General features: G+C 55.6%; 6 protein-coding genes and 1 tRNA gene. 4 read left to right on the top strand and 3 right to left on the bottom strand.

What is annotated here, in order from left to right; translation table 11 throughout:
- The first annotated feature begins 87 nt into the window (after positions 1-87).
- Positions 88-957 (top strand): TIGR02391 family protein, encoded by an 870-nt coding sequence (locus A3754_RS10325; protein WP_063519607.1) that lies wholly within the window; start codon positions 88-90, stop codon positions 955-957.
- A gap of 667 nt (positions 958-1624) precedes the next feature.
- Here the strand turns inward: A3754_RS10325 and A3754_RS10315 are convergent.
- Positions 1625-1701: transfer RNA gene (locus tag A3754_RS10315), tRNA-Met, on the bottom strand.
- A 238-nt stretch (positions 1702-1939) separates the two neighbouring features.
- Here A3754_RS10315 and iscR point away from each other — a divergent pair.
- From iscR to A3754_RS10300, 3 genes are all read left to right on the top strand, one after another.
- Complete coding sequence (iscR, locus tag A3754_RS10310) at positions 1940-2404, top strand: Fe-S cluster assembly transcriptional regulator IscR (protein ID WP_063519605.1); 465 nt, start codon at positions 1940-1942, stop codon at positions 2402-2404.
- 58 nt (positions 2405-2462) lie between these two features.
- Positions 2463-3614 (top strand): IscS subfamily cysteine desulfurase, encoded by a 1152-nt coding sequence (locus tag A3754_RS10305; protein ID WP_063519604.1) that lies wholly within the window; start codon positions 2463-2465, stop codon positions 3612-3614.
- 178 nt (positions 3615-3792) lie between these two features.
- On the top strand, positions 3793-4374 hold the full coding sequence (locus tag A3754_RS10300) for a heme NO-binding domain-containing protein (RefSeq protein WP_063519603.1): 582 nt from the start codon (positions 3793-3795) through the stop codon (positions 4372-4374).
- Between the two features lie 190 nt (positions 4375-4564).
- On the opposite strand, the gene A3754_RS10295 is transcribed toward A3754_RS10300, so the two are convergent.
- Both A3754_RS10295 and A3754_RS10290 read right to left on the bottom strand, forming a co-directional pair.
- Positions 4565-5014: a SufE family protein gene (locus tag A3754_RS10295; RefSeq protein ID WP_063519602.1), complete on the bottom strand. Its 450-nt coding sequence runs from the start codon at positions 5012-5014 to the stop codon at positions 4565-4567.
- A 108-nt stretch (positions 5015-5122) separates the two neighbouring features.
- The coding region (locus A3754_RS10290; protein ID WP_063519601.1) for an iron-sulfur cluster assembly protein at positions 5123-5497 on the bottom strand (375 nt) is incomplete at its 5' end.

Below are 5497 nucleotides of genomic sequence, written 5' to 3'. Positions count from 1 at the left end.
GAAAGGCTGGACAGGTCTCTTATTTTCTAAAGTCATGTGTTAGTGGGGAATGGAAGGCCTCGACCCGGTTAGCCGTCGGAAATAATTATGAAGAAGAGTGAATTAAAAAAACTGGCGGCTATTCAATATTTGGGTTCCGCAGGGATAACGTCGCACTGTGTAAGTGCTATTGCTAAGTTAATCCACTTTGGCGACAAAATTAATTCAGCAAAGCTTCTTTCTTTTCAGGGGGAGCATAGCGGTGCGCATGGATTTATCCTCGATATTAATTTTGGTGTTGAGGTTGCAGTAAAGTCTGGGTTTTCATCAGGTTATCCAGGTGAGGGGCCGCGAGGTTTGTCAACAGTGCTGCAGGTTCTTTCAAGGCATGGAGCTGAAATTGAAGAGTTTGCGGTAGGAGCGGAGGTTCTTGAGCGATTAGACCACTCGTGTTTGTTAAGGACTGATGTTGACTCTCTTTTAGATGAACGAGCCATCAGGCCTCGAAGATGGTATGACTATATCTATGAATTTAGATCATTGCATACATATGATAACAAACTGTTGCAGGGGGTGTTTCCTGTTGTGGTTCCTTTCGAAATAATTGATTTGCGTTTAATTGATTTGGCCCTGAAATTTGATTTGGAGCCTGATGGTTCGATAAGTACGGCATATAAAAGGTTAGAAGATTTTGTTAGGTATAAATCAGATTTAAATTCTGAAAGCGGAAGTAGATTGTTTTCTAGAGCTTTTCAGGGTGATAAGTCAGTTCTCTATTGGGGTGATGAGAATGGGGGCGAGCACAATGGCAAAGCATCTTTGTTTACCTCAGTTTTTAACGCTTATAGAAATAGGAGGGCTCATCGAGAGCTGAATTCTGAATTAAATGAATTAATGAGGGAGTTCCTGTTAATTAATGAACTTTTTCTTTTGGAAGGGGAGTCGGTAAATCGACCAATAAATGTAGATTGGGAATAAATAGTCTGGATCCAATAGTCAGGTTTTGAATCTGAATGCACTGATTTCATTGGTCAGTAGGTTGAGCCGGCAGGCTTCTAGGGCAATTATGCTAGCAGCAATTGTCTAGCGTATTTCAGGTCTTTTAGGAGCAGCCTAGGGCATGATTATCGTGCTGTTTTAGAGGCCCTAAACGACGCAAAGGCGCGCTCTGCGTCTGCGCTGATGCAGCAATGGTGGAGGCATTGGAAAGCTTCTGGTTACAAAGCGCCACCCTTGAAAAAGAGCAGGAGATTATCGCCTACACCAATTTGTGTAGAGCAATGAGAGAAAGCCTTGGGCGAGACCGCCTCACCTACCAGATTCGCTTGTCCGATATACTTTTCAGGCTTGAGCCCTCCACGTATTCATTCCGAAACGGGGATGCGTAACGTTGGGAGGCTTAGCACAGTTGGTTAAGGACGCTATTATCTTTGTATCTACTCAAATATGAGTAGAGCCCTCTTTTTTCGCCGCTTTTTACTCATATTTGAGTAATTTCCGAGCTCCCAGGATTTGCTAAAAGCGCCGAGCGTGATTGTGTCCGATATCGCTGAAAGACTGTCAGCCCGCTGGTGCCGACAGGAATTGGGAAAATGGAAGAGCACAAAAAAGGGCCTGACGTTGTCGTCAGGCCCTTTTCTTTGTCTGGTAGCAAGGGGCGGACTTGAACCGCCGACCCCAGCATTATGAGTGCTGTGCTCTAACCAGCTGAGCTACCTTGCCATTTGAGGTCGCGAATTTTCCGTGAGGTGGGGGCGGGTGTCAAGCATTGCCGGTGAGGCTGGACAATGTTTGATCAGAAGTTGCTTGTGGGGCAGGGAATCTGCCATAGTTGCCCTGTAAATGAAAATCACTATCATTTGGTGGCAGGATTGGTTAGTCTTGCAGGTCAAGAATACTTGACCAAATTGCTCGGGATTACTACTCTCACTCTTTAAATACACGCAAGAAAGGTGTGGATATGCGTTTGACGACCAAAGGCCGCTATGCGGTAACCGCGATGCTGGATCTGGCGCTGCATGCAGCGACGGGGCCGGTGTCGTTGGCGGATATTTCCGAGCGTCAGGGTATTTCCATTTCCTACCTGGAACAGTTGTTTGCCAAGCTTCGCCGTAATGGGCTGGTGAGCAGCGTGCGTGGCCCCGGCGGCGGCTATCAGCTGAGCCGGGACAGTGAGCAGATTGACGTGGCGGCGGTGATTGCGGCGGTGGATGAGTCGGTGGATGCTACCCGTTGTGGTGGCCATGGGGATTGTCAGGAAGGCGATACCTGCCTGACCCATCACCTGTGGTGCGATCTGTCCGACCAGATTCAGGATTTTCTCAGCGGTATTACGCTGGGAGAGCTGGTGGCCCGCCAGGAAGTACGGCATGTGGCCCAGCGCCAGGATCGACAGCAGCAGCGCTTGCCCGTCAGCAGTCTTTGATTGTGTGCCGGTGCTCTGCCGGCCTCAGTAACCCGATACCAGCCATACGATACCCATCATGAGTAATGCCGTTTACCTGGACTATGCGGCGACCACTCCGGTAGACCCGGCGGTGGTGGACGCTATGGTCCGTCATCTTGGCCCTGAGGGCACCTTTGCCAACCCCGCATCACGCAGCCACCTGTACGGTTGGTTGGCGGAAGAAGCGGTGGAATCAGCCCGTCGTCAGGTTGCCGACCTGTTGAATGCGGACCCCCGCGAAGTGGTGTGGACCAGTGGCGCCACCGAGGCCAATAACCTGGCGCTGAAAGGGGCCATCGATGCCCGTGGCGGCGGCCACGTGATTACCAGTGCCACCGAACACAAGGCCGTACTGGATGCCTGTGGCTGGCTGGAAAGCCAGGGCCATGCGATGACCTACCTGAAGCCGGAGAAAGACGGTCAGGTGAGCCCGCAGAGCGTGGCGGATGCCATGCGTGAGGACACGGTGCTGGTGAGCGTGATGCACGCCAATAACGAGACCGGGGTGATCAATGATATCGCCGCCATCGGTGCACTGTGCCGCGAGCATGGCGTGCTGTTCCACACGGATGCCGCCCAGTCTGTGGGCAAGCTGCCCCTCGACGTGAAAACCCTGCCGGTGGATCTGGTGTCAGTGTGTGCTCACAAGGTCTACGGCCCCAAGGGTATCGGCGCCTTGTATGTGCGCCGTTCGCCAGATGTGAAGGTGGCCGCGCAAATTCATGGCGGTGGCCATGAGCGCGGTATGCGCTCCGGCACCCTGGCGACGCACCAGATTGTGGGGATGGGGGAAGCCTTTACCCTTGCCGGGTCATTGAAGGATGAAGAAGGGCCACGCATCGGCGCGTTGCGGGACCGACTGTGGCAAGGCATTGAGGCGCTGGGCGGCGTGAGTGTGAATGGCGATGGCGCCCCGCGCTTGCCGGGGCACCTGAATGTGGCGTTCGAGGGCGTGGACGGTGAAATGCTGCTGACGGCCATGAATGGCGTGGCGGTGTCGTCCGGTTCGGCGTGTACCTCTGCCTCGCTGGAGCCTTCCTATGTGCTCAAGGCTATGGGAGTTGAAGATGCGCTGGCCCATGGGTCGGTACGTTTTTCCGTGGGGCGTTTTACCACGGCTGAGGATATCGAGCGCGCCATCGCGTCGGTGACCGACGCGGTGTCGCGACTGCGTACCGTGTCCGCCTGACAGCAGCGACCGGGGACCGTCCGGGGAAGAATGTGACGGTTTCCGGCACTGTGTTGTCCCCACCGCCCGGGCGAGCCTTGCCCGGCGGTGTTTCCGGGCCGCTAAGAGGTCCTTTTTCCGGTATGGCTTTTGCTTTGTTCTCAGCGAGGATTAACCGCACTGATCGCGAGGACGTGCCATGCATGGTGTCATCGTTTCCAACTTCAAAACTTACCTGGATGAATTTCTCGGTGCGGATGCCTGGGGCGATGTGATTGCCGGTGCCGGGCTTGACGGAAAAACCTACCTGCCGGTGGCCCTGTACCCGGATGCGGAAATGGAGGCGCTGCTGGAGGCGGCAGTGAATGCCACCGGCCTGCGCCGGGAGGACTTGCTGGCGGATTTTGGTGAGTGGGTCATTGGCCCGCTGGTGCGCATGTACCAGGCCATGATTCCGGCGGATTGGGGCACCCAGGCGCTGCTGCTGAATATGCAGACCATCCATGAGCGGGTGCTGAAACTCAAGGACCCGGCCGCCAGTGCGCCGAATATTCAGGTCCGCCAGTGCGGTGAAGACACGCTGGAAATTCACTACCTTTCACACCGTAATATGGCGCCGATGATTCTGGGGGCGGTTAAAGGCCTGGCCGAGCACTTTCAGGAAACGGCGCAATTATTGGCCGCGGAAGAGATTGCGGCAGAGGATGGTACGCAGAGTGGCGAATGCCGTTTTCTGTTTCAGCTGCACTCGCAGTGCCTGGCGAACCAGGACGTGGGTTAGGTTTTTGTAGGAGCGGTGGTTCCGCCGCGAAAAGTCAGGACAGGCGCTGGGTCCCCTTCGTAACCGCACGATCTACAGGTGGCGGCTTGATTTTGTAGGAGTGCCTCTTGAGGCGCGAACCGCACCCGGAAGGCTCTGGCAAGCAGGTTCGCGGCTCGAGCGCCGCTCCTACGGAGAAAGGGGTCGCAGTTCAGGCGGCCAGCTGGGCGGCCTGTTGTTTGATCTTGGCGACCATGGCGCGCAGGCCGTTGCCACGGGTGGGGCTCAGGTGGCCGAGCAGGTCGATACGGTCGAAGAAGCCGTCCATGTCGTAGTCATGAATGCCCTGGGGGGATTGCTGATTGAGCGCCGACAGCACGATGGCCGCCAGCCCTTTCACGATCAGCGCATCGGAATCCACTGCCAGATACAGGGTGTCGGCATCCCTGTCGTAATCGGTTTCCAACCACACCTGGCTCTGGCAGCCGCGCACAAAACGGTCTTCGGTTTTCAGCTCATCGGGCAAGCCGGGCAGCTGCTTGCCCAGGTCGATGATATAGCGATACCGCTCTTCCCAGTCATCCAGAAATTCCAGATCCTCGGCAATGTCCTCGGCGGTCACGTCCTTGCCAAGTTTGATGCTGCGAATATCGAAAGGCACGTCGTTGAGCTCCGTGGTCGGACGTCTGAAGTCGGACGTCGGACGCTAAAAAAATACCGGCAACTGAGGTTCAGCATCAGACGTCCGACTTCTGACGTCTGACCCTCGTCAGAACATCCCCAGTTCGAGCTGGGCTTCTTCGCTGATCATCTCGCGGCTCCAGGGCGGGTCGAACACCAGGGCCACTTCCACCTTGTCCACGTTGGGGACTTTGCCGAGCCGGTCTTCCACGTCGCCCACCAGCACCGGGCCCATGCCGCAGTTGGGGGCGGTCAGGGTCATGCGTACCTGCACCACGTTTTGCCCGTCTCGCTGGATGACATCGCAGCCGTAGACCAGACCCAGCGCCATGATGCTCACCGGAATTTCCGGGTCGAAAATGGTTTCCAGGACGGTGTTCAGGTCATCGTCGCGCACGCTGCCGTCGTCATTGGCGGGCGCAAAATCCAGCTCCAGCGGTTCCTGGCCGATGGCATCGGCGTC

Source organism: Alcanivorax sp. HI0083 (assembly GCF_001635175.1).
Note: the sequence above shows the minus strand (reverse complement) of the source record. Positions and strands in the feature narration are given on the sequence as shown.